Source organism: Micromonospora sp. GCM10011541 (genome assembly GCF_042650725.1).
Classification (GTDB): Bacteria; Actinomycetota; Actinomycetes; order Mycobacteriales; family Micromonosporaceae; genus Micromonospora; species Micromonospora sicca.
Genome location: NZ_JBHSBP010000026.1, coordinates 13494 through 35321 on the forward strand (window position 1 = coordinate 13494; position 21828 = coordinate 35321).

Annotated in this window: 38 protein-coding genes; 16 read left to right on the top strand and 22 right to left on the bottom strand. The window is 67.3% G+C overall.

What is annotated here, in order from left to right; translation table 11 throughout:
• Nucleotides 1-19: 19 nt before the first annotated feature.
• The 22 genes from ACFOYX_RS10705 to ACFOYX_RS10810 all read right to left on the bottom strand — a co-directional run bounded on the left by ACFOYX_RS10705 (nt 20) and on the right by ACFOYX_RS10810 (nt 9471).
• Nucleotides 20-283, bottom strand: a complete 264-nt coding sequence (locus ACFOYX_RS10705; protein ID WP_377533909.1) for a hypothetical protein — start codon at nt 281-283, stop codon at nt 20-22.
• A complete protein-coding gene (thyX, locus tag ACFOYX_RS10710; RefSeq protein ID WP_377533910.1) occupies nt 280-984 on the bottom strand; it encodes an FAD-dependent thymidylate synthase in 705 nt (234 codons plus the stop codon). Before thyX ends, ACFOYX_RS10705 begins: the two co-directional genes overlap by 4 nt.
• Nucleotides 981-1229 carry a hypothetical protein gene (locus tag ACFOYX_RS10715; RefSeq protein ID WP_377533911.1) on the bottom strand — a complete coding sequence of 83 codons (249 nt, stop codon included), beginning with the start codon at nt 1227-1229 and terminating at the stop codon, nt 981-983. Before ACFOYX_RS10715 ends, thyX begins: the two co-directional genes overlap by 4 nt.
• A gap of 16 nt (nt 1230-1245) precedes the next feature.
• Entirely contained in the window at nt 1246-1683 is a 438-nt protein-coding gene (locus ACFOYX_RS10720) for a hypothetical protein (RefSeq protein WP_377533912.1), read from the bottom strand.
• Nucleotides 1684-1719: 36 nt separating this feature from the next.
• On the bottom strand, nt 1720-2118 hold the full coding sequence (locus tag ACFOYX_RS10725; protein ID WP_377533913.1) for a hypothetical protein: 399 nt from the start codon (nt 2116-2118) through the stop codon (nt 1720-1722).
• On the bottom strand, nt 2115-2834 hold the full coding sequence (locus tag ACFOYX_RS10730; RefSeq protein ID WP_377533914.1) for a hypothetical protein: 720 nt from the start codon (nt 2832-2834) through the stop codon (nt 2115-2117). Before ACFOYX_RS10730 ends, ACFOYX_RS10725 begins: the two co-directional genes overlap by 4 nt.
• Nucleotides 2835-2910: 76 nt before the next feature.
• Nucleotides 2911-3228 carry a hypothetical protein gene (locus ACFOYX_RS10735; protein WP_377533915.1) on the bottom strand — a complete coding sequence of 106 codons (318 nt, stop codon included), beginning with the start codon at nt 3226-3228 and terminating at the stop codon, nt 2911-2913.
• Nucleotides 3225-3866 (bottom strand): dATP/dGTP diphosphohydrolase domain-containing protein, encoded by a 642-nt coding sequence (locus ACFOYX_RS10740; RefSeq protein ID WP_377533916.1) that lies wholly within the window; start codon nt 3864-3866, stop codon nt 3225-3227. Before ACFOYX_RS10740 ends, ACFOYX_RS10735 begins: the two co-directional genes overlap by 4 nt.
• A complete protein-coding gene (locus ACFOYX_RS10745; RefSeq protein ID WP_377533917.1) occupies nt 3866-4222 on the bottom strand; it encodes a hypothetical protein in 357 nt (118 codons plus the stop codon). Before ACFOYX_RS10745 ends, ACFOYX_RS10740 begins: the two co-directional genes overlap by 1 nt.
• 49 nt (nt 4223-4271) lie before the next feature.
• Nucleotides 4272-4634 (bottom strand): hypothetical protein, encoded by a 363-nt coding sequence (locus ACFOYX_RS10750; protein ID WP_377533918.1) that lies wholly within the window; start codon nt 4632-4634, stop codon nt 4272-4274.
• A 77-nt stretch (nt 4635-4711) separates the two neighbouring features.
• Nucleotides 4712-4948 (bottom strand): hypothetical protein, encoded by a 237-nt coding sequence (locus tag ACFOYX_RS10755; protein ID WP_377533919.1) that lies wholly within the window; start codon nt 4946-4948, stop codon nt 4712-4714.
• Between the two features lie 47 nt (nt 4949-4995).
• Nucleotides 4996-5184 (bottom strand): hypothetical protein, encoded by a 189-nt coding sequence (locus tag ACFOYX_RS10760; protein WP_377533920.1) that lies wholly within the window; start codon nt 5182-5184, stop codon nt 4996-4998.
• 96 nt (nt 5185-5280) lie between these two features.
• Nucleotides 5281-5718, bottom strand: coding sequence for a hypothetical protein (locus ACFOYX_RS10765; protein ID WP_377533921.1), 438 nt, complete (start codon nt 5716-5718; stop codon nt 5281-5283).
• A gap of 69 nt (nt 5719-5787) precedes the next feature.
• Nucleotides 5788-6204: a hypothetical protein gene (locus ACFOYX_RS10770; RefSeq protein ID WP_377533922.1), complete on the bottom strand. Its 417-nt coding sequence runs from the start codon at nt 6202-6204 to the stop codon at nt 5788-5790.
• Nucleotides 6205-6214: 10 nt separating this feature from the next.
• Nucleotides 6215-6421, bottom strand: coding sequence for a hypothetical protein (locus tag ACFOYX_RS10775; RefSeq protein WP_377533923.1), 207 nt, complete (start codon nt 6419-6421; stop codon nt 6215-6217).
• The gene (locus tag ACFOYX_RS10780) at nt 6418-6705 is read right to left on the bottom strand and encodes a hypothetical protein (RefSeq protein WP_377533924.1); all 288 of its coding nucleotides are present in this window, start codon (nt 6703-6705) and stop codon (nt 6418-6420) included. Before ACFOYX_RS10780 ends, ACFOYX_RS10775 begins: the two co-directional genes overlap by 4 nt.
• A gap of 96 nt (nt 6706-6801) precedes the next feature.
• On the bottom strand, nt 6802-7158 hold the full coding sequence (locus ACFOYX_RS10785; protein WP_377533925.1) for a hypothetical protein: 357 nt from the start codon (nt 7156-7158) through the stop codon (nt 6802-6804).
• A gap of 43 nt (nt 7159-7201) precedes the next feature.
• Nucleotides 7202-7603, bottom strand: a complete 402-nt coding sequence (locus ACFOYX_RS10790; RefSeq protein ID WP_377533926.1) for a hypothetical protein — start codon at nt 7601-7603, stop codon at nt 7202-7204.
• 104 nt (nt 7604-7707) lie between these two features.
• Nucleotides 7708-8103 carry a hypothetical protein gene (locus ACFOYX_RS10795; RefSeq protein WP_377533927.1) on the bottom strand — a complete coding sequence of 132 codons (396 nt, stop codon included), beginning with the start codon at nt 8101-8103 and terminating at the stop codon, nt 7708-7710.
• 78 nt (nt 8104-8181) lie between these two features.
• On the bottom strand, nt 8182-8415 hold the full coding sequence (locus ACFOYX_RS10800) for a hypothetical protein (RefSeq protein WP_377533928.1): 234 nt from the start codon (nt 8413-8415) through the stop codon (nt 8182-8184).
• An 85-nt stretch (nt 8416-8500) separates the two neighbouring features.
• Entirely contained in the window at nt 8501-8680 is a 180-nt protein-coding gene (locus ACFOYX_RS10805) for a hypothetical protein (RefSeq protein WP_377533929.1), read from the bottom strand.
• Between the two features lie 98 nt (nt 8681-8778).
• Nucleotides 8779-9471, bottom strand: coding sequence for a hypothetical protein (locus ACFOYX_RS10810; RefSeq protein WP_377533930.1), 693 nt, complete (start codon nt 9469-9471; stop codon nt 8779-8781).
• Nucleotides 9472-11227: 1756 nt separating this feature from the next.
• Here ACFOYX_RS10810 and ACFOYX_RS10815 point away from each other — a divergent pair.
• The 16 genes from ACFOYX_RS10815 (at nt 11228) to ACFOYX_RS10890 (ending at nt 21746) form a co-directional block, all read left to right on the top strand.
• Nucleotides 11228-11542: an HNH endonuclease gene (locus ACFOYX_RS10815; protein ID WP_377533931.1), complete on the top strand. Its 315-nt coding sequence runs from the start codon at nt 11228-11230 to the stop codon at nt 11540-11542.
• Nucleotides 11543-11687: 145 nt separating this feature from the next.
• On the top strand, nt 11688-11945 hold the full coding sequence (locus ACFOYX_RS10820) for a hypothetical protein (RefSeq protein ID WP_377533932.1): 258 nt from the start codon (nt 11688-11690) through the stop codon (nt 11943-11945).
• Nucleotides 11942-12139, top strand: coding sequence for a hypothetical protein (locus ACFOYX_RS10825; protein WP_377533933.1), 198 nt, complete (start codon nt 11942-11944; stop codon nt 12137-12139). Before ACFOYX_RS10820 ends, ACFOYX_RS10825 begins: the two co-directional genes overlap by 4 nt.
• Nucleotides 12111-12512, top strand: coding sequence for a hypothetical protein (locus ACFOYX_RS10830; RefSeq protein WP_377533934.1), 402 nt, complete (start codon nt 12111-12113; stop codon nt 12510-12512). The genes ACFOYX_RS10825 and ACFOYX_RS10830 overlap by 29 nt, the downstream gene beginning before the upstream one ends.
• A 133-nt stretch (nt 12513-12645) precedes the next feature.
• Complete coding sequence (locus ACFOYX_RS10835; protein ID WP_377533935.1) at nt 12646-13071, top strand: hypothetical protein; 426 nt, start codon at nt 12646-12648, stop codon at nt 13069-13071.
• Between the two features lie 10 nt (nt 13072-13081).
• Complete coding sequence (locus tag ACFOYX_RS10840; RefSeq protein ID WP_377533936.1) at nt 13082-13354, top strand: hypothetical protein; 273 nt, start codon at nt 13082-13084, stop codon at nt 13352-13354.
• A 162-nt stretch (nt 13355-13516) separates the two neighbouring features.
• A complete protein-coding gene (locus tag ACFOYX_RS10845) occupies nt 13517-15160 on the top strand; it encodes a terminase (protein WP_377533937.1) in 1644 nt (547 codons plus the stop codon).
• A gap of 13 nt (nt 15161-15173) precedes the next feature.
• Nucleotides 15174-16610: a phage portal protein gene (locus ACFOYX_RS10850; protein ID WP_377533938.1), complete on the top strand. Its 1437-nt coding sequence runs from the start codon at nt 15174-15176 to the stop codon at nt 16608-16610.
• Nucleotides 16607-17713 (top strand): hypothetical protein, encoded by a 1107-nt coding sequence (locus tag ACFOYX_RS10855; RefSeq protein ID WP_377533939.1) that lies wholly within the window; start codon nt 16607-16609, stop codon nt 17711-17713. The genes ACFOYX_RS10850 and ACFOYX_RS10855 overlap by 4 nt, the downstream gene beginning before the upstream one ends.
• Nucleotides 17697-18227, top strand: coding sequence for a hypothetical protein (locus tag ACFOYX_RS10860; protein ID WP_377533940.1), 531 nt, complete (start codon nt 17697-17699; stop codon nt 18225-18227). Before ACFOYX_RS10855 ends, ACFOYX_RS10860 begins: the two co-directional genes overlap by 17 nt.
• Before the next feature lie 67 nt (nt 18228-18294).
• Complete coding sequence (locus tag ACFOYX_RS10865) at nt 18295-19362, top strand: hypothetical protein (RefSeq protein ID WP_377533941.1); 1068 nt, start codon at nt 18295-18297, stop codon at nt 19360-19362.
• A gap of 72 nt (nt 19363-19434) precedes the next feature.
• The gene (locus ACFOYX_RS10870) at nt 19435-19890 is read left to right on the top strand and encodes a hypothetical protein (protein ID WP_377533942.1); all 456 of its coding nucleotides are present in this window, start codon (nt 19435-19437) and stop codon (nt 19888-19890) included.
• A 20-nt stretch (nt 19891-19910) separates the two neighbouring features.
• The gene (locus ACFOYX_RS10875; RefSeq protein ID WP_377533943.1) at nt 19911-20222 is read left to right on the top strand and encodes a phage head-tail adapter protein; all 312 of its coding nucleotides are present in this window, start codon (nt 19911-19913) and stop codon (nt 20220-20222) included.
• Nucleotides 20219-20668: a hypothetical protein gene (locus tag ACFOYX_RS10880; RefSeq protein ID WP_377533944.1), complete on the top strand. Its 450-nt coding sequence runs from the start codon at nt 20219-20221 to the stop codon at nt 20666-20668. The genes ACFOYX_RS10875 and ACFOYX_RS10880 overlap by 4 nt, the downstream gene beginning before the upstream one ends.
• On the top strand, nt 20668-21165 hold the full coding sequence (locus tag ACFOYX_RS10885; RefSeq protein WP_377533945.1) for a hypothetical protein: 498 nt from the start codon (nt 20668-20670) through the stop codon (nt 21163-21165). Before ACFOYX_RS10880 ends, ACFOYX_RS10885 begins: the two co-directional genes overlap by 1 nt.
• A gap of 17 nt (nt 21166-21182) precedes the next feature.
• Nucleotides 21183-21746, top strand: a complete 564-nt coding sequence (locus ACFOYX_RS10890) for a hypothetical protein (protein WP_377533946.1) — start codon at nt 21183-21185, stop codon at nt 21744-21746.
• The last annotated feature ends 82 nt before the right edge of the window (nt 21747-21828 follow it).

Sequence of the window (21828 nt, forward strand, 5' to 3'; positions counted from 1 at the left end):
AGGAGCTGGAGCAGGCGCTTCACTTGGCCACCGCCAGGGCGAGCTGGAGCAGGCAGTTGCCGACGGCCAGGCCGAAGGCGAACAGCAGCCACTTCTCGCTGGACACCCGCACCTTCTCGGCCTTGACTCGCAGGGCCTGAGCGCGCTGTCGGTAGTAGGCGGACAGCCTGCCGTGGTACTTCATGCACTGCCCGAGGGTCAGCCCCCAGTAGTGGCAGTCGTCGTGGCCGGCGAGGGTGCAGGGCTGGGCGCTGGCCCAGTCGACGGGGTTGATCCAGCTCAAGGGGCGACCCTCCCGTTGCGGTCGAAGGCGGCGTGGGTCAGCGGGAACCGGGCGGCGAAGATCCGCTCCATCTCCTGGGCCATCAGCTCGATCTCGTACTGCGGGTGACCCTGGATGACGGCGTGCTCCTCGGCCGTGCGCAGGGAGAGCAGGTTCATCAGCGAGCGCAGGTTCACCGTCACGTAGCCGGAGGTGTAGATGTTCACCGGCAGTACGGAGCGGGCCAGCTCTCGCGCCACGCCCTCGGCGAGCAGGTCCCGGTAGTACGCCCACGCCCGCTTGCTCGTCGCCTCGGTGGCGAAGCGGTAGCCCTGGAACTGCTGGTAGGTGCCGCGCTCGAACTGGTACGCGCCGGCCTTGCCAACCTGCACCATCGGTCGACCCGCCTGGGCCAGGTAGAACTCCGGGGCCAGCTCGGTGTACCGGCCGGATGCCTCGCTGATCGAGCTGATGCGGTGCTTGGCGAGCTGGCGCATGACGAAGATGGGCAGCTCGAAGTAGAAGGTGATGGCGCAGTGCTCGAACGGGACGCCATGCCTCTCGCGCATCAGGAAGTTGATGAACCCCATGCGGGCGGCCTCTTCCATGTCGCCGCCGGTCTTCTTGATGCTGGCCTTGGCCATGCGGATGACCTTGGCGTCGTCGCCCATCCAATCGTCGAGCTGGATCGTGATGTCGTTGCGGAAGTTGATGTCGGTCACTGGTACTGCCTCTCGTTGGTAACGAAGCGCCGGCTCATGCCGGTCAGGTGGAACAGGCCGTTGGGGCAGTCGTTGTAGAAGCGGTTCTCTCGGTTCATGCCGCGCCGGGTGCCGGCCTTGTCGGCGAGCCGGTTGCGCTTGGTCTGGGCCTTGCCGAGGGCCTTGGAAGCCAGGTGCTGGCTCTCGAAGCCGCGCTTCTGGCAGTCGGGGCACCAGATGTGGTCGACGGTGTGCTTGCTGCTCATGGGTGGCGGTTCCTCCTCACTTGGTGGCGAACTTCTCGCAGGGACACAGCTCCAGGACGCACTTGCCTCGGCCGTTGCCGACGGCGCTGTGCAGGGAGCCGGCGTGCATGCAGAACGGGTTGGTGCAGAAGTCCTTGGTCGGTCGCTTGGCCTGGGTGGCGTTGGCCAGGAGCAGGCCGGGGCTATAGAGCTTGACGGCGGTGAACTTGCCGTTGATGCCGATCTTGCTGGCGTACTTGGTGGCCTCGCTGTCGGAGGCGAACGGGCCCCAGTTGATGCCGACCCGGTCCTGCTCGCCGAAGCGGTGGGTCAGGGCGACCCAGTCACGCATGTCCATCAGCTCGGCGACCTCCTTGATCAGTGCCTTGGCCATCGCCTCCGCGCTGTCGAACTGGTCGCTCTCCAGGAGGTCGACGATCACCTTGACCTCCTCGCGTCGCGGTGTGATCCGCATGCGACCTCCTCTCCGTGGTGTGGCTGGCTCACAGGATCACAGTGGCTCGTAACGAGTGACCAGGACTTCCTCCGGGACCACCTCGTACAGCAGGCCGCCCCAGTAGGGCCCCACCTCGACGCAGGCCACCCCGTCGACCGCGAAGTGACGGACCACCTCGCCGCCCTTGCTGGCCACGCGGAACACCAGGCGGGCGTCGTCGTCGCAGCGGACGCCGGTCTCGATCTCGACCACCTCGACGTTGCCCAGGCCCTCGACCTCCTCGACCCCCTTGTGCGTGCTCCACTCGGAGTAGGCGTAGTGGGCGTACCAGGGCTGGTCCTGCGTCGCCCGGTTCCAGTGCTCGACCAGCGCGCCCTCCACTTCCTCGGCGGACAGGTCGGACAGCTCGACGGTGATGCAGTCGTCGGGCAGGTCGTAGTTCTCGGGGCTCACGGCTGCGCCACCTCCGTGTTCGGGTTGTAGACGAGCCGCAGCTTGCCGGCCTCGGCCAGCTTGGCGGTGGTGTAGTTGAACGTGCCCTCCTCGCCCATCGCTCGCCAGTTGCCGCTGTCCTTGTATCGGGTCGCCGACTTGGTCGGGATGGTGGCCGCGACCACGCTGCCATCGGGCAGGGCGGCCAGCATGGCGAGCGAGGTGATCAGCACCGACTCGGCGGTCGGGACCACCTGGCCCGGGTCCTTGGTGGCGGTCGGGGCCCGGTCGAGCAGGTTGCGGAACGAGGCGATGATGCGGTCGATGATCCCGTCGCTGAGCTTGCGGGCGGACTCGATGTCCCGGCGCACCAGGTCCAGCTCGGCCCGCTTGAACGGGACGGTCAGGCCGTCGGCGAAGCGCACGTCCACGAACCACTCGCTCTTGTCGACCACCTCGGCGAGGTCACCGGGCAGGATGCGCCCCCCGACGAACTCCGGGGTGTTGACCCGCACCTCGTCGCCCACCTCGAACTCGATCGGCTCGGCCAGCACCACGGCCGGCAGGTAGTCGATCAGGTAGGTGGTCGGGAACTCGTAGAGTACGGAGGTGTAGGTGTCGGCGTCGGTCTTGGTGAACACGTCACCGTCGCGGTCCTGGATCTTGACGCCCACGGGCAGGGCGACGAGGTCGTCGATGCCGGTGATGGCGGCCTGGGTCTGAGTGCTGGTCCCCACTGGTGTTGCCCCTCTCGTCGTACTTGCTGTCAGGTTCTCATCGTACAGGGTTACAGGTTCACACGCAACCCGGGAACTACTTGTCGATCACGCCCCCACCCACGTCCAGGATCTCCCCGAGCACCGAGGCGAAGTCGAAGCTGTCGGCGTCGATCTCCGTGCTGTAGTGCCGCAGGTCGCGGCTCTCCCCCGAGATCTTGACGGTGGCCGACGGGCTCTCGGCGTACGAGCAGTAACAGTCGGGGTCGGACCCACCGCAGCAGGCGTAGCCGGCGTTGAAGTCCATGCTCACCACCACCGAGGCGGGGTCGATGTCCGGGCGCTTGCCGTACCTGCCCTCGTCGTCCTCGATCTTGCCCTTGCCCCACAGGCGCAGGGCCTCGTCGTACCTCACTGGGCACCACTCCTCGGGTCTTGACGGTCGTCGAACTTCTCCACCAGGTCGGGGTGGCGGCTCCACTCCATGAGCACGAAGGCGTGCCATGCCACGGCGGCGAGGTGTTGCTGGCCCGAGTCCGGGTCGATGTCCTCGCCACCCCAGAACGCGGTCAGGTGGCGCTGCATGGCGGCGTAGCTCAACGACCAGGCGTAGCCGTTGCGCCAGTTGTCCAGGCCGTTGACGGCGGGATACTTCTGCGCTCCAGCCCCGTATCGCTCGGCCAGCAGGCGCAGCGGGTAGGTCGGGATCATGTCGAACCGGGCCAGCTTGCTGTCCTTGCTGGCACCCGTCGAGCTGGTCTCCCGGGTCGCACCCTCGGACATGACCACCGCCTGCCCCTCGGGCACGCTCGGGTCGGGCACGAAGCTGACCCCGAACGCTCGGAACGGGGCCGGCTGGGGCACCCCCTCAAGCGGGCGCATGTCGTCCTCATGCGCGGCACGCAACCCGTCCCCGCTGGGCGAGTTGACCAGCCACACGTCGGGCCGGTAGCCCTGCCTCTCGACGGTGCCGACGGTGCCGGGTTCGAGGTCGTGCTCCAGGCACGCCTGGTCCCCGGTCACCACCACCTTGTCGCCCGGTCGCGCCCTCATCAGGCGACCAGCCGCAGCCGGGCACGCGGGTTGGCGACCAGCTCCCCGTCGAACCGGACCACGTTGCCGGCCAGCGCGTACGCATGACGAGGCACGCGCACCCGACCCTCGATGAAGTCCTTGCCGAGCTGGGTCAGCGCCCACTTGCCGGGCTGGACCTCCTCGATCAGCTCCCAGTAGGTCAGCTTGCGGAAGTTGCTGTACTCGACGTTGGTCAGGCGGATGTCCTCCCGCGTGGCCGGGCTACCGATCCGGCCCAGCTTGGCCAGCGCGGTCAGGTACGCGGACTGGGTGATGGTGTACTTCTTCGGCGTGGCCTTGCCGGTGCCGGCGCAGGCGGTGCAGTTCTCACTCACTTGGTGGTTCCTCCTCGTTGCTCTGCTGTCAGGATCACACTCGGGTCGGTCAGTAGGCGAGGATTTGCCCCGTGGTCAGGTGTACGAACACCTGCTTCTCACCCTCGCCGCTCGGGCCGTAGGCCCAGCCCCCGTCGAGGTACTCCTCGATCGTCTCCCCGTAGATCTCGGGGCCGGCGGTACCGTCCTCGTCCCACGGCTCCGACCAGCGGTAGCCGCAGCACCCGACGCAGTCGCCCCGCCCGTCGAAGTACAGGCCGATCTGCTTGGCCCGAGCGACGGCGTGGTCCCGGTCGATCGCCTCGACGATCACCTTCTGGCCGATGCCGGCGAAGAAGTCGTAGGCGAACCAGCCGCCCGAGTTGTTCTGGCTGAAGGTGTAGTACTTCGTCTGCACGAGGGCCTGGCCCACGCGATCACGTCCTCTCGCTCACAGGTTCACATCAGGGTCAAGGGGAGGGGGCCGAAGCCCCCCATCCCTCGGCACTACTACCCGCGCACCTCGTCCTCGGCCAGCAGCTTGGCGACGTGCGCCACGATGGTCAGCAGGTCGGTCCGGGCGAGCTTCACCTTGACCACCTCCGAGCCGGTCACGGTCATCGTGAACCGCCCCGCACCAGGCCACCGCCCCGCACCACGGATGCGGCGCAGCTCCACCTGCCCGCCGTCGTCCAGCGCCAGGACCAGCTCGCCGGGAGTCTCGTTGTCCAGCAGGTTCTCACTCACAGCGACATCCCGTCGGTCATCTCGTACCCCTCTCGTCTCTCAGTTGGTCAGGCGCTCGGCATGAGCGCGGCGCGGTTGCGGGCGTCGGCGTCCTGCTTGGCCGCCTCGTAGCTGTCGTGCGGGGTGTAGCCGTAGAACAGGTTGCCCGACTCCAGCCAGTCGTCGAACTCGACCACCCGGTACTTGCCGGTGGGGTTGGTGTTGCTGTTCGGCTGGAGGATCACGAAGGTCGCCACTGTCTCTCCCTTGTCGGTGGTGCGTACGTTACTTGCATCCCTCCGGGAGGAGGTGGCACCGGCCAGGCGAACCTGGCCAGCACCGTCAGCTCCCGGTCAGGCGTACTCCACCCGTCCGAACAGCGCGCACTCCAGCACAGCCAGGGCATCGACCACGTCCAGGTCGCCCTCGTCGTAGTTGGTGCGGTCGGCCAGCATGATGTTCTTGCGCTGCTCGGGGTGCAGGTACATCCGCTCCCCCGTCTTGCTGTTGTGCAGCACCTCGCCGTCGCGCTCGGTCTCCCGCATGACGGCCCGGCGGATCACGCCCAACCCCTTGCTGATGGTGTCCAGGTCGATGCGCTGCTCCAGCCACTCCTCGCCGTCGTGCCACTGGATCACCGCGTACGGCTCGTCCGCGTCGGGCTCCCACTCCTTCGAGGTGAAGAAGCCGTAGCCGCAGTGCTCCACGGCGGTGATCAGCACGTCGGTCAGGAACTGCTTGCGCTCGGCGCTGCGGGTGCGGGTGCGGGTGGTGGTGGTGGTGGTGGTCATGTCTTCCGTGGTCCCCTCGTTCGGTGTCAGGTTCACTCTACATGTGATGCTGTGTGCGGTCAAGCTGGGTCAGGATGACAGCGAGTACCCGTCAGGGCAGACGATCCAGCTCGTGTCGCCCACGTACCAGGTGCACACCGACCAATCACGGTCGCCCTGGCCCGGCTCCTCGGCGAGGAACTCGGCCATGTCAGCGGGCACCGGCTCCCCGGTCTCGGGCAGGGCGGCGAACCGCAGCCCCTCCCCGTTGCTCCCCCCGTACCAGTTGCACGGGCCCTCGCTGTCCTCGGTGGGGCACTCGGGCAGCCCCTCGATCGGGGCACGTACCGCCGGCTCCTCGGCCACCTGCACCAGCTCGACCACCTGGGCAGGGGCGGGCGGGGCAGCCGGGTCGATGTCCAGCGCCCGGTTGGCCACACCCTCGGCGGCACCGAGCAGGGTCACGGCGGCGATCACGGCCACCCAGTGGCGCAGCTTGGTCTTCATGCTCTCTCCCTCACAGCTCAAGGTTGGTGATGCGGGTAGCCAGCGGCATCGGTACCGTCCGGCTGCCGTAGGCCATCAGCGCAGCGGTCAGCAGCGCCTCGTTGTCGGCGGTGAATCCGGGCTCCCCGTCCACTGCGATGCGCAGGTAGACGGTGCGGGTGTTGGCGGGGGTGGGCGGCCTCGCGACCGCCACATCCACCTCGATGTCGTAGATCACAGGGCGCGTCCGTCGATCACCTCGGTCACGGCACCCAGCTCGGCGGCCTTGGCCAGGACACCCTCGGACATGCTGTCCCAGGCAGCGCCGGTCATGGTGATCGAGCCGGTCGACCCGTTGTTGGTGACGGTGAACAGCACCGCGTCACGCACGTCGAGCACCCGCTGGGTGACGGCGCAGAAGATGGCGCGGCTGACCGCGTGGCGCAGGGTCTCCTCGTTGAGGTAGCGGTCACGCTCGGCCGGGTCGTCGGACAGCAGGGCCTGGGCCAGTCGCATGCTCATGTCTCGGTCTCTCCTCGGATCAGGTGGGGTGGTGCTCTTGCGTGCCTGCACCGGGTCGCGAACCCTCGCCGGCTGGCCGGCGTGCAGGCGGACGGATCAGGGGATGGGGACCAGCGCGGCCCGCGCGATCCGCTGGTGCCGGGCGATGGTCCCGGTATGCGTCACCGGGGGCACCACCACCTCGCCGGCCAGGGTCACCCAGGCGACCGGCAGGCCGTAGCTGCTCACGATGTAGCGGGGGGCGTCCTGCACGGCGTCCCGGCCAGCGCCCGCCAGGTACCGCTGGGTCCGCTCGATCTGCGCCTCACGCAGGCGGGCGGCGTACTCGGCAGGCAGGCCGCTCGTGGTGGGCGGGGCCGACAGGACCGCGACAGCCTCGCCTCGCAGGTTGCCCGCCTTGAATGGCACCAGGTTGGCGATGAACCCGGCAGCGTCGGCAGTCTTGATTCGCATAGCTATCTCCTTCGATGGGTGGAGCAGGGGGTGGGCGGGTGGATCAGCGCGTCAGCTCGGCGACCAGCAGGGCCGCGCGCTGGTGCTCGCTCATGTGCCGGGCGTAGTCACGCAGCGGGCCGTCGGTGTGGTCGACCAGGCAGCGCCGGCACAGCACCTCGTCGGTGGCGTCGATCACCTTGTGGGTGCCGGGCTGGTCGCAGTAGTCGCAGGTACGAGGCGAGCAGTCGTGCCCGATCAGCCAGCCGGCCACCGCCCACTCGTCGGACGTGGTGCCGAACAGCGCCACCCCAGCGACCAGCGCGTCGCTGGACACGTTCACCTGGTAGTAGTCACGCGCCGGGTTGCCGTCGGTGACGTGGTGCACCGTCCACTGCGCCGGGAACCCGCAGTACGTGCCAGGCAGGGTGACGAGGTGGGTCATGGTCTCGATCGCGGCGGTCATGTCTGCCCCTTTGGGTAGGTGATGGTTGGTCTTGCGTGTCTGCGCCGGGTCGCGAACCCTCACCACCCCTCACGGTGGGCGCACAGACTCAGGGTCACATCTGGTCAGAGAACCAGTCGGTACTGCGGGGCGTACTCGGCGGCGCGGATCTCCCGCTGCCCGGCCAGGTCCCAGATGGCCAGCTCCCCGCGCTTGTCGGCGTCGCGGCAGGCCGGCACGAACTCAGAGAAGATCTTGACCACGTCCAGGTAGATCACCCCGGTCTCGCGATCCGTCCAGGCACCGAAGTACTCGCGCTGCCCGATCACCCGGGGCAGCTCACGCTCCACCCATTCGGCGATGTCGATGACGCCCAGCTCACCGGAGATCCCCCGCTGCCCGACCACGTAGCCGGCGGCCGGCAGGCGCTGCCCCTCACCCGGCACTACGGTGCACCCGTCCGGGTTGCCCGCCAGCTCGGCGGCGATGTCCAGTACCTCGCGAGTCCGTCCGTACCACATACCTGCTCACGCTCCCTGCGTTGTGTTGTTGAGTCTGACTCTACATGTGATGCTGTGTTCCGTCAAGCCGCCCCAGGATCACAGCCCGGCGAACTTGACCACCGCGAGCAGCCCGGCGTACTGGGTCTGCGTGTCCTGCGACAGCTCCCGGAACTTCTCGCTGGTCTCAGCGGCGCGCTCCTCGCCACGGTGGCGGAACCACACGGCGTCCCGCTCGCACGCCTCGGTGTTGCCCTGGGCCTGCACCAGGGCGATCTGCACGGCGTTCACCAGGTAGGCGTACTGCTCATCGGTCACGGTGATGGTCTTCATGGGATCTCCCCCTGTAGTGGCTGGCAGTGCGTGCCCCCGGTGGGTCGCGAACCCACGCTGCCCGGGTCAGACCGGGGGCGGACGATCAGACGGCACTCTCCCGCAGGAAGGTCGCCCACCCACCCGGGTGGTAGTCCTCCATCAGCTCGACGACCTGGCCGTCAGTCAGGGACCACGGGTCGATAGTCAGGCCCATCAATTCGGCCAGCTCCTCCCGGGCGTCGTCGATCACGTAGCCCAGTACCACGGCTGTACGTCCACTCATGTCGATCACTCCTGTGTGTCGGTTGGTTCGGTTACGTGCCCCCGGTGGGTCGCGAACCCACGCTGCCCGGGTCAGACCGGGGGCCAAAGTTCACACTCTCACGCAGTCACCTTGACGCGGCGGCGTGCAGCCTTGGCAGCCTCCTTGGCTTCCCGGGCAGCCTGCTTGGCAGCGTCGTCGGCGTTGCGGATGGTCACCCACACAATCGCCTGGAGGTCGGCCGGAGTCTCGCCCACCTGCGCCGCAACCTCCTTGTATGCGCCTTCGGTGATCGCATAGATGTTCGCCCATCCGAGCACCGTGTCCGCCTTGACGGCGAACATGTCCCCGAACGCCGCCCGAGCGGCCCAGATGTCGACGGTCACCCCGTCGCGGTCGCCCAGGATGTTGTGGGCAAATCGGCGAGTCTTCGGCCCGCCATCCCCGAATGTCGCGAGGGGGGCGTCGGACCGCATCGCCACGTTGGCACGGGCAATGCTGGCACCCATGATCCCGAATGCGGTCTCGCCACCCGTGGCGACAAACTCTCGCGCCCCGGACATGTTGCGGTCCCAGTCAGTCTGCGGAGACAGGTGCGAGATGATCGCCGCGCCGTGCTCCCGAGAGAATCCGCCGGCCACGGCCAGCTCGTCGGCCAGGTCCCCGGCCACCCCGTACCACGCCTGCCCCTCCACAATCTCAGCGTCCGACGCCCGGTAGTACCACCCGAGGATGTTGGACACCATGCGGTCGTAGTCTCCGCCGACCTCCACCATCCGCTCGCGGGGGTCGGTCGCTGCCTTGCGTCCCATGTCACTGCCTTCCGTTCGGTGTGTTGCTGAGTCCAGCGTACACGATCAGTCAGTCATGTCAAGTTCACACCTGCTCACTTGACGCCGTACCCATCACCGGACTCGCACCGGCCGGACCACCTGCTGTGCTCGTGGTCTATGGGTGTACACAAGGGATAGGTCCACACCCGTCCCGGCAGTCTGACGCCTCTTGCACAGAGCCCTATCCGTTCGCAGTACCGATGAGCGCACCCACAAGTGCGTCTGTTCGGTCTCAGGTTGTGCCAGGGAGAGCGCCATCCGACGGATCACCTGGCCACGAAGCGCAGCGATAGAGATGCCTACCCACGCCAGACCTTTTCCTGTCACTGTTGAGTTGTTCAGCAGTACCTGGCTCCCGACGAGCCGACCCGCATCCGCGTCGCCGACCCGCCCGGCCAGTACCTGCGCCGTGCTGTGTTGCTGTGTTGAGGAGAACCTTACCGGCTTCCCTCGCGCTTGTCAACTTGTGTTCCGGGCCCCGTTTTGGTCACCGCCTATGCGATGAGCCTGCGGCCCGTGCCCCGTTGACCGGCGCTGAGTTGAACCGTAGCCGACCCGCCGGAGCATGTCAACCTGGGTCCCTCCCCGTCCGGCCGGGCCGCTTGCGCTGCCCTGCCTGACATCCCAAACACTACGGAACAGGATCACACGCTGTGCACCCCCGTTCGGCTGGTCTGGGCTGGCCGAAAGGATGAGTCGACACAGAGTGACGGGATGCTCACCTGGCGCCCTTCCGTCGGCTGTCCCTACCCACGTTGCGGCGCATGCGGCGCGCGATCGAACCACACGCGGCCCGATTCCACAACCCCCGTTCGGACATTGACGGCCGTCAACTACCCTCGTCGTTGACCCTTGTCCTACCCCTCACCCGTGCCCGTTCGTCGCTCTACGGCCATCTGAGGGCTTCTCAGTACGCCCGTACGGTTGCGCAATCCGGGCATAGTGGGACACGTGTGAGCCCGGTCACAGCCTGATTCGATGCCCGTCTTCATAGACGCATTCGCATGGATTCGTCGATACATCTGAATACTTTTATTGATACATGGGAATGCGTCGCAGACGTATGCGAATGCGTAAGTATAGAGGGGGGTCGATCCCCCCTGGCCCGGACCGCCGCACCGCTGTGTCTTACCGCCTGAGATCGCGCCACGGTTCCAGGGTCGACGAGGAGGAGGGTGCCCAGCGCCGGCAGAGAGCTGACGCGCAGGTCGCCGTGGGCCTGGAGGGCGGTGCCCCTGGTTTTCCGGCTGCGCAGAGTGAGCCATCGACGGGCAGCCATTCGCCGGTTGTGCCCATCGCCGGGTTCGCCGTCGATCCAGGGGTTGGCCCCGTCCGGGGCCCCATCCCATCGCCGCCGCTCAGGTCTTCCTGGTGATGACCCCCTCCGGGGGTCTCATCTTCTCGCCGCCGCCCGGCTTCGCCGCTGCCCTGATGTGATGGTGTGACCCGAGGCACAAGTCCCGACAGAACTCGGGTCTGAACCCGTCTTATAAGTAGAACAGTAAAACTGGGAAGCTGAGAACCAGGGAAGCGAGTGGGGCGCGAAGCGCCCACTGACGATCACCTGCTCACAAGTTCACCAGGTTACCAGGTGGGACCGCTGACGCGGTCACAGACGAAGACCTGGTCACCAGCTCTCCAGTTGATCCTGTTCCCCATGACTGGGTCCTGGGTCCGCATGTCTCCGGGCGTACGCGGTCGGGACCATCAACCACCAGGACGGGGGGAGTCGTCGATGCCAGGCTGGGAAGGATCAGACCGGCGGCTCCGGCTCCCCCCTGACTGGGACAAGATCCGCAAGCGCATCCTGCGGCGTGACAGCTACCGCTGCAAGATCCGCAACCCTCACGGACAACGTTGCACTGAGCCTGCTGTGGATGTCGATCACATCGTCAACAACGACGATCACCGGGAATCCAACCTCCAGGCGATCTGCGACTGGCACCACAAGAAGAAGAGCGGCGCGGAGGGGGCGGCTGCCCGCACGGCGGCGATCCGACGCACCGCGAAGAAGTTCACCCGCACCGAGGCCCACCCGGGCCTCCTCTGACACCGCGCTCCAAGGCATCACACCTTGTTGAGCGCGGGGAGGTTGAGCGCGCCCGCTACCCGCGCCCCCTCCCCTGGCCCCTGTCCTGTCCCCCTCTCTCCGGGACAGGGGCCTTCGACTTCACCTACACACCCTGGAGGTCGCAGTGGCTGACAAGCCGTACCGCAGTCGCTGGGCCTTCATCTGGTCGGTCTGGCTGGTCCTGGTCGCCGTGTCGTTCGCGGTGCTGGAGGGCATCGGCCTGGCGAACCGGAAGACCGGCGACACTCTGAGCGAGAACACCCGCAACTGGCTGGGCATCCGCAAGGGCAAGTGGCGCACGGCTGGCGCGTTCGGCTTCATCGCCGCCCTGGTCGCGTTCGTGGCCTGGTTCATCCCGCACATCGTCTGGCAGATCTGGTGAGGCTCGCGTTCCAGCTCCTGGTCGCCGGCCACCTGTTCGAGGTTGGCTTCGGCCCGCACGAGGAGCACGAGCCCGAGGAGCGCGTCACCCTGTCGGGCGGCCCGATCGGCTTTGCGCTGCCTGAGCCTGACGAAGATATCGACGAAGAAGATGAGGAGAGCGCCCGTGTGGGTTCGCTGCACCGTCCCCGGTAGTACCAACAAGTGGATCAACCTCGACCGAGTGGCCTGCTTGCGCATCGGCAGCGGCTTCAGCCCGAGGGCGATCCTGGCAGAGCAGGACTACCCCTTCAGTGGCAACGGGGCGGGGGTGTCCGAGCACGTCGACCTGGCGACCGCCAAGGCCGCCCTGGCGGCGCTGGTGAAGAACCAGAAGCAGTTCGTGCTGTCCACCTACAACGGCGAGTGCGCCCTCAACCTTGAGTACGTCAACCAGCTACAGGTCACTGGCTCGGGCTCGGCCTGGCAGGTTGGCTACGGCAGTGCGGCCACCCTCAGTCTGCATGCCACCGAGGCCGAGGCCCAGGCTGCTGCCGAGGCCGTAATCGGCAAGCGCAACCTTCACTGATCCACCCGGTCGCCCTGGGGTCAACGCCCCGGGGCGCAAGCGTTCGAGCGAGTGGTCGCGGCACGGTCTCCAACACCGATGCCAGGGGGTTCGACTCCCTCCGGGCGTGCCACCCACCGAGGAGGTGATCTCCATGCCTGGTCCCGTACCTGAGCGCGAGGACAACCTCGCCCGGCCGCGTGAGCGCAAGGGCAAGGAGATCGTCCCGGTGACCAAGGGCGAGGCTCGCCCGGTCAAGATCCCGAACGCCGACCGCTCCTGGCACCCCATCGCGCTGAAGCTGTGGGAGTCGCTGAAGACCAGCGGCCAGGCGGACTTCTACCAGAACTCTGACTGGGCGTTCGCCTACTCGCTCTGCGAGGACTTGAGCCACTACAAGCAGTCGACGAAGCGCAGCGGCCAGATGCTCCAGACGATCTACTCCGCGTTCGAGCGTCTGCTCGTCGCCGAGGGCGACCGCCGGCGTGTCCGCATCGAGCTGTACGAGCCCGTCGAGGATGGCCCGTCCGCCTCGGACGACGCGATCGAGCAGTACAAGCGCGAGCTGGGCTTGATGTGAGGAGGCCGCTGTGCCGATAGAGCAGATCAGTGAGCCCGCCCTCGTCGACATCGTCGGGGTGGCTGAGCGGCCGGTCTCGAACGGCCACCTGCGCATCACCGTGCGGATCGAGGGTGACGCCGCGAACGGCTTCCCGCCCGTCGAGGAGCTGGACACCGCGATCCTGGAAGCCTTCATGGCGATCGGGTCCGTCGGCTGGGTCGGCACGGTCAACAAGAACTACCGCTCGGTGAGCACTCTCGCGCCGTTGCCTGACCCGCCGACCGAGATCCTCTCGCTGTGAGCTGGTTTCGCCGCCGCAAGCGGTGCCCCCGAAGGAACTGCCCGCTGACCCCCGAGGAGCACCAGCTCGTCGAGTGGATGGACCGGCTCCGGGCAACGCCGACTGACCCTGACCTGACCACCTCCCGCGACCGGAGGGATGCCCTCCACGGGGAGGTGAGCGATGACCGTGGCGACACCGCCGCCTCCGATGACGGAGGCCGAGCTTCAACTGCTCGAACCGACCTACCTGGGCCCGACGTGGCAGACCCGCGACGATGGCTCATGGCTACTACCGCAGCACACCCTTGGGTGGCAGATCGCCGGCTGGTGCGCCGAGTACCTCCTCGCTGAGGACGGCGGCCCCTGGAAGTTCACCCCGGAGCAGCTCCGCTTCATCCTGTGGTGGTACGCGGTGGACCGCGATGGTCGGTTCATCTACCGCACGGGCGTGTTGCAGCGCCTCAAGGGGTGGGGCAAGGACCCGCTGCTGGCGGTCATGTGCCTGATCGAGCTGTGCGGCCCGTCGCGGTTCGACAGTTGGGGCAAGGGCAGCCCGCTCGGCAAGCCTCACCCGCGTGCGTGGGTCCAGGTCACCGCCGTCAACCAGGCGCAGACGACGAACACCATGTCGCTGATCCCGTCGCTGATGTCGGACCACTTCAAGCAGACGTACGCCATCAAGGACGGCGCTGTCCTGATTCGAGCGAATCGCGGCAGATGCCGTCTTGAGGCCGTTACATCCAGTTATCGGGCGCTCGAAGGCAAGCGCACAACATTCACGCTGATGAATGAGACGCAGCACTGGGTCAAGGGCAACAACGGCCAGCTCATGTTCGAGACCATCGACGGCAACGCCACGAAGCAGGACTCCCGGTACCTGGCGATCACCAACGCCTTCCTGCCCGGCGAGGACTCCGTGGCCGAGAAGATGCGCGTCTCCTACGAGAAGATCCTCGAAGGCAAAGCGGTCGATGTCGGCTTCCTGTACGACAGCATCGAGGCGCACCCGAAGACCCCGCTGACGCCCGAGGCGCTGGAGATCGTCATCCCGAAGATCCGGGGTGACGCCGTCTGGCTCAAGGTCGCCGGCATCATCCAGTCGATCCAGACCACCACCATCTCGGTGGCCCGGTCGCGGCGCATGTGGCTCAACCAGGTTGTCGCCGACGAGGACGCCCTCTACGGCTACGAGCAGTGGAAGCCCCTGGAGCGTGAGGACGCGGTCCTCAAGCCGGGCGACGAGATCGTCATGGGCTTCGATGGCGGCAAGACGGACGACGCGACCGCGCTGGTCTGCATCCGGGTCTCCGACATGACGGCCTTCGTGCTGGGCGTGTGGGAGAAGCCGGACGGCCCGCAGGGCGAGAACTGGGAAGTTCCCCGCCAGGCGGTCGACAGCCAGGTGCACGAGGCGTTCCGTCTGTTCAACGTGCGCGGCTTCTACGCCGACGTTGCGCTGTGGGAGTCCTACATCACCGAGTGGTCGGAGACCTACGGCGAGGGCCTGGGCGTGAAGGCGTCCGAGAAGTCGGTCATCGGCTGGGACATGCGTGGTTCACAGAAGCGCAGCGTCCAGGCGCACGAGCGGCTGATGTCGTCGATCTTCGACGGCAAGCTGTTCCACGACGGTGACCTGACGCTGCGCCGGCACCTGCTGAACGCCCACCGGCACAACACCCCGTACGGCGTCTCGTTCCGCAAGGGCGACGAGAACCGCAAGATCGACGCCTACGCCGCGCTGATGCTGGCGCACGAAGCCCTGTACGACCTGCGGACTCGCGGTCGGAAGACGAAGCCGAAGACCGGACGGTCCTACTGGCTGTGAGGAGTGTGATCCTGTGAGCGAACAGCTCTCCCCCCGCCAGCTCGCCAAGCAGCTTCTGGCCATCCTGGAGAAGGACGCCGACCGCCTCAAGCGCATCGACGACTACGTGCAGGGCAAGCACGACGACCCGTACATGCCCGAGAACTCGGACTCCGAGTACAAGATGCTGGCCAAGCGGGCGATCTCCAACTGGATGCCCCTGCTGGTCAAGACCCCCACCCAGGCGCTGTACGTGGATGCGTTCCGCCGGCCTGGCGAGGACAACACGAACGACGAGAGCGCCGGCTGGAAGCACTGGAACCGGTCGCGGATGAGCGCCCGCCAGATCCCCGTACACCGGGGCGCGGTGACCTACGGCCATAGCTTCACCGTCACCGAGAAGACGAAGCGGGGCGTGCGTACCCGGGGCCTGTCGGCCCTGCGGACCGCTGCCCTGTTCGAGGACCCGGCCAACGACGACACCCCGTACGCCGCGTTGACCGTGGCCCGCAAGCCGGCCTCGGAGACCCCGGGCAAGGCGACGCTGTGGGACGGCACCTACGAGTACGAGGTCTCCTTCAAGTCGTACACCGACGAGAAGGGCATCCAGGTCGGGGCCGGCAAGCGGCACGGTGCGAGCGAGTGCCCGGTCACCCGGTTCGTCGCCTACGTCGACCTGGAGGGTCGGACCGTCGGCGTCGTCGAGCCCATGATCCCACTGCAAAATCGGATCAACCAGACCGTCTTCGACTTGCTCCTGACGCAGACCTATGCATCGACGAAGGTGCGTTGGGTGACCGGGATGGCTCCCCCGCTGGAGCGTGACCCGGAGACTGGCGAGCCGATCCTCGACGCGAGCGGCAACCCCAAGCCGCTGCCAATCAACCACAACGCCAAGCGGTTCCTGTTCGCCGAGGACGAGAACGTCAAGTTCGGCTCCCTGGACGAGACCTCGCTGGGCGGGTTCATCGACTCCATCGACATGAGCATCCGGCACCTGTCCGCCATCTCGCAGACGCCGCCGCATCACCTGTTGGGACAAATTGCAAACCTCTCGGCCGAGGCTCTACTCGCCGCCGAGACCGCGCTGTCCCGCATGGTCGACGAGTTCCGCACCAGCTTCGGTGAGTCCTGGGAGCGGGTGGACCGGCTGGCCACCGAGCTGGAGGGCGAGCTGGACGCCGCCTCGCTGGACGACTACGAGGTCGAGGTCATCTGGCGGGACATGGAGATGAAGTCGCTCGCGCAGTCCGCTGATGGCCTGGGCAAGCTGGCCGAGTCGCTGGGCATCCCGAAGCGTGGCCTGTGGCCGCGAGTCCCGGATGTCACCAAGTCCGAGCTGGACGAGTGGGGCCGGCTGCACGAGGAGGAGAACGCCGACCTGGCGCTCTCTCAGGCGCTGCGCCGGTCGAGCCCCGACCGCGTCACCGACATCCCGGCCACCCCCGATGAGGAGGTGGTTGTTACGTGACCCCTGAGCAGAGGGCGGCCGAGGCCGACAAGACCTCGGTCGCCTACCAGGTGGCGCTGACTCAGATCGGTGCGGCGACCATCGAGGACGCCATCAAGATCTGGGCCGGCGTGCCCCCCACCGCGACCGCCGCGACTGCTGGTCGCTGGTTGTCCGAAGCTGTCCGACTGGTCATGACCCGACGGGGTCAGGCCCGCGCACTGGCGATGGCGTACTACCGGCTCGTCCGGGCTCTCCGCACTGGCAGGACCATCGCGGACCCCAGGGAGCCGGCACCCCGGTACGTCACCCTCGCCATGCTGCGCGACGAGTTCGCGGAACTGGCCGGCGAGCCTGCTCAGAAGCCCCAGGAGGGCGGTGAGCGTTCGACCCCATCCACGACTACGGACGCCCCGTCCACGGGCGCAGACGACGCGCAGGGCGGGCAGGATGACAGCTTCAACGAGGACCGCATCCCGGTCGAGAAGGTCGACGGCAACTCTGCTGCCGAGGAGAACCGCCTGGCGCGGCTCGCCGAGCAGGAGGCCCGGATCGTTCTCGAAGCCCTGGGGCCGAAGAACCTCGAAGACAAGGTCAGCCAGCTCGACACCGACGCTCCCGCCAAGGAGGTCGACGCTGCCCGGCAAGACGCCCACAAAGCGGCCGGCTCCCGCCAGGCATCTGCTGCCGAGCGGATCGCGATGGACGGCGGGCGCGGCACCGTGTGGAACTACGCCGCCCGCGACAAGCGGGTCATCGGCTACGTGCGCGTGTCCCAGACCGGCACCCCCTGCGGCTGGTGCGCGATGTTGATCAGTCGCGGCCTGGTGCGCAAGGGCGACCTCTACAAGTCGAAGGCGTCCGCCGAGTACAGCGACGGCGACAAGTACCACGACAACTGTCACTGCGTCGCGGAGCCCGTGTACTCCGACACGCAGTTCAACTCCCCCCTCTACGACCTGAACCGGAAGTACGCCAAGGAGTGGCCGACGGTCACGAAGGGCTTGTCCGGCAAGGCCGCACTCAGCGCGTGGCGGCGCTTCATCCGCCTCGAACAAGAACGTCTCGCCCAGGAGGCGAGTCAACCCCGAGCCCAGGAGGCAAGCAGTGCCCGACGTACCTGAGACCCCCGAGACCCCGGTCGAGACCCCGGAGCCCGTGGAGACCCCGCCGGCCGACAAGCCGGACGAGACCCCCGAGACCCCCGAGGGTGAAGACCAGGGCGACAAGGACGGCACTGACGAGCTTCCCAAGTGGGCTCGCGAACGGCTGACCAAGGCGAACGCCGAGGCAGCCAACTACCGCACTCGCCTCCGTGAGGCCGAGGCCAAGCTCTCCGCTGCGAAGACCGTGGAGGAGTTCGAGGTCGCGACCAAGGAGCTGCGGGAGACCAACCAGAAGCTGGAACGCCAGCTCCTGGTCAGCGATGTCGCGCGCAAGTTCAGCCTGCCCGACGACCTCGCTGCGCGCCTGCAAGGTGCGACCGCTGAGGAGCTTGAGGCAGACGCCAAGGCGCTCCAGAAGTACGCGGTCTCTCCCGCCCCGGCGGACCTGCGGGGTGGTCTGGACCCGTCCGACGAGGACGAGCCGTTCGACCCCGTGAAGGAAGCGCGCCGGGCGCGAGCTTCCCGCTACTGACTCCCATCACCCCGAAGCCCCGAGTTCCACAGCTCGGGGCTTCTTCACGCCCAGGAGGGCAGACACTGTGGCTGCACGTACCCCGCACGACGTAGTCAAGCCGGAGAAGATCGTCGCGACTGCGGCGGTTGCTCTGGAGGAGCAGCTCATCGTTCCGGCCGTGTTCCGGCGCGAGGGCATCGACCAGTTCAAGGGTGCGAAGGACGACACCATCAACGTCACCGTTGAGGGCGTCCTGCCGTACAAGAGCTACGGCTGGCGGCGAGACCGGAACGAGCCGGACGCCGAGGTTCAGTTCGACGAGTACACCGAGCGGAAGGTTGCCGTCAAGTTCGGTGGCGACATCTACTCGGCCGTCAAGCTGACCGACGAGCAGAACGACCTGGACCTGCCGGGCTGGGCCAAGCTCGCGACCAAGCAGACCGAGGCGATCGGCCGGGGCCTGGAGTACGAGGCCACCGACGCTGCGCTGGCCGCGCCGTTCGAGGTCACCCTCGGCGTCGCCGACACCGCGCTCAAGACGGGCCTCATCCGCGCCCGGCAGGTCATGACCGACCTGCGCGTCCCGGCTGGCCGCCGGGTCATGCTGATCGGCACCGGCTGGGAGGCCGCGCTGCTGGAGGACGAGAAGCTCAACCTCGCCTCCAACGTCGGTGAGGCCGAGGCCGTCTCCGCTCTGCGGGAGGCCACCATCGGTCGCCGGTTCGGCTTCGACTTCGTCGTGGCCCGCGAGCTGCCGGCCGACACCGCCATCGCGATGGTCGACTCGGCGTACATCTTCGTGACCGGCGCTCCGTCGGTCCCGCAGTCGGTCCCGTTCGGCGCGACCGCCAGCCACAACGGCGTGGCGATCCGCTGGATTCGCGACTACGACTCGACCCGGTTCCAGGACCGGTCGATCTTCAACACCTACAAGGGCTTCCGCTACGTGGACGACCCGCTGGTGGGTCGCGACGGTGCCAACAAGCCGTTCGTCTCGGACGAGAACCACTTCGTCCGGGCGATCAAGCTGGACCTCAACGGCACCGACTCCCTGCCGGACCCGGTCGCCGGCCGCGTTGGCGAGAACGCCAAGTTCACCCCGGCGTACGACGCCGAGCTGGCGAACATCACCGGCATCGCCAAGGGTGCCTGATCTCGTGTGATCCTGTGAGCGGGGTCATCCTTCGGGGTGGCCCCGCTTCACCCTCGTGTGAAGGAGTGCGGCATGGCGGTGTTCGCCACGCTTGACGAACTGAAGAACCGTCTCGACTGGACCCTTGACGCTGACGAGGAGCGGATCGCAGAGAGCGCCCTGGAGGACGCCTCGGACCTGGCTTGCCACTACGGCAAGGTCTGGGAGCCGGCGACCGCCCCGCGCATGGTGCGGACCCTGGTTCTGCGGGCGTGCAAGCGGTACATGGACAACCCGCAGGGCTACACGCAGTCCCGTGCGGGTGACGAGACGATCGGCTGGAGTGACGCGACCGGCAGGGACGCCGGCACCGTGCACTTCACCAAGGACGAGCAGGGCATGCTGCGAGCCCTGGCCGGCGGCAAGCCCGGCATCTACTCCGCGCCCATCTCGGCGTGGGGTCCGCAGCGCAAGCGCCCGGTCGGCCTGGTGCCCGATGAGGGCAGCAACGAGCCGATCCAGTACTTCTCTGATGAGAGCCCCTGGTGAGCCTCCAGCGTAGGCGCGGCATGACCGCGAGGATCTGGAAGACCGAGGTCGTCACCGACAACCGGGGCAACGAGCTGGTCATGGCGGACGTTGACGGACCGCACGAGGTGCGGGTCTGGAGCATCCCCCAGCGGTCGGCCCGCGCCGAGCTGCCCGGCCAGCAGCAGATCAACGTCATCCGCATCGGCTGCTCGGCCGACCTGGAGGGCGTGAGCCTGTGGTCCCGGGTCGAGCTGCACGGCGCGGTCTGGGATGTCGTCACGCCGCCGGCCTACCACCACGGCACCCGGCGCACCCGGCACTGGTCGATCGACCTGCGCGAGCGCCCATGAGCGTCGTCCTCTACAAGAACCTGGAGCGGCGAGTCGCGAAGAACGACTTCGTCCAGAGCTTCATGGATGACCTGCTGTTCGAGATGGAGGCCATCGCCTCCGCCGATCTGGTCCGCCATCACCAGGAGGGCAACGCCAAGATCGAGACCGCTGAGGGCCACGTCGACCGCTACCTGATCCTCGCCGACAACACCGACGGCAAGGCGCGGGGTGACAGCGAGCCCAAGAACACGGCGGCGTCGATCGAGTTCGGCCGCGCCGGCTACATCGACCCGGACACCGGCGAGGTGTGGGGCGCGATGGACGGGCTGTTCATCCTGGCCAACGCCACGAACCTGCCGAAGCGCCGCAAGAAGCTCAAGCGTCAGGTGCGCCGCCGGCCGCAACGCGGTGCCAACGGCAAGTTCCTCAAGACCAAGAAGCGCAAGAAGAGGGGGCGAGGCTGATGGCCGGACTTCCCGATGAGATCAAGGCTCTGGTCGAACTGTCCCCCGTGGAGGATCTGCTCCTCCCCATCCTGCGGGAGGGCCTACCCGGCGTGCAGGTCAAGACTCTGGTCGGCTTCGATCAGACCTTCCCCCTGGTGCTGGTTCGCAGGCAGCCCCAGTTTGGGAGCTGGGGCGGCGACACTCGCTTCACGGACGTGGCCGACATCGCGGTGCACACCTTCTGCGAGGACCCGAACGGTGACGAGGACGCCGCCCTGCTGGGCGAGGCGGTCCGGGTCGTCCTGCGCAACGCCTGGCTGGACCACAAGGTCGTGCCGGGTCGCGGCCACCTGACGTACGTCGACATGACTTCTGCCCCCAGGCGAGCTACGGACTGGGCCACGGCAACGGGGCCAGTGCAGTACGCCGACCTCCCGACGGGCGTGTCGCGATACGAGACGTTGTTCAACGTCGAGATCCGCAAATCCCGTACTCAACCCTTCCCGCTCACCTGATCGAAGGAGATCTACTCGTGGCTGTGAACGACGCCGCTACCCTTGTTATCGGTAACGGTAACTACCTCACTGCACCTGTCGGCACCCCGATGCCGACCGACCTGCTCGCCCCGGGCACCCCGTGGGAGAACGTCGGCCACACCAGCCTGGAAGACATCTTCGGCATCACGTCCGAGGGTGGCGAGGCGACCGTCATCGGCACGCTCCAGAACAAGTCGCTGCGGACGAAGTACTCGGCCCGCACCGAGACGCTGGCCTTCACCCTCCAGCAGTTCGACAAGGCCGGGCTCAAGCTGTACTTCGGCTCGAACGCCCCCGAGCTGCCGGACGGCACCATCGGTGTGCCGGCTGACCCGATCCCCACGTCCTGCGCGTTCCTCGCGATCTTCGTCGATGGCGAGAACCACTTCGCGATCTACGCGCCCAAGGCCGAGATCTACCGCAGCGACGACCTGGAGATGAGCGACACCGAGTCGCTCGCCGGCCTGCCGCTCGGCGTGAAGCCGATGGCCTACAACACCAACGCCTGGACCTACGCGATCACCCCGCTGGGCGAGGTCGTGGAGCCCCCGGTCGGCTGACCTGATGTGATCCTGTGATCCACCCCCGGCTACAGATGACGCGGACCTCTCTGTAGCCGGGGGTTCCCCCTACCCCTGGTCC